1 protein-coding gene is annotated in these 250 nt (G+C 40.8%); it reads right to left on the bottom strand.

Annotation, left to right across the window (positions count from 1 at the left end; translation table 11 throughout):
• Positions 1-13 precede the first annotated feature (13 nt).
• A partial coding sequence (locus AOA60_RS29550) for a DUF1189 family protein (protein ID WP_143522595.1) occupies positions 14-250 on the bottom strand: 237 nt, incomplete at its 5' end.

Raw genomic sequence — 250 nt, 5'->3', positions numbered from 1 at the left:
CGATGTTGGATATTTATTGTTCCGTTGTTTCTCTTGGCTGATTAATGCGCTCGAACACGAAGTAAAGCATCGTTACTGCAATCGCCCAGTAAATAAAAGTTGGGAATGGTACTGGTATACGTAAAGTGTCAAGTACTGCCATGAGGACAGTTGGTAGGGTAACGGTGTATGCAGATATTACCCATAGGTTCTTAAAGGTTAACTGTGGTGCGTTTCTCTTCTTTAATAATAGACCGATAAGAGCTAGAAC

Origin of the sequence: Pseudomonas sp. 2822-17 (assembly GCF_002742485.1) — a bacterium.
GTDB lineage: Bacteria > Pseudomonadota > Gammaproteobacteria > Pseudomonadales > Pseudomonadaceae > Aquipseudomonas > Aquipseudomonas cyclaminis.
The sequence above is the reverse complement of the archived record's forward strand: the minus strand, read 5'-3'. Positions and strand labels throughout refer to the sequence as shown.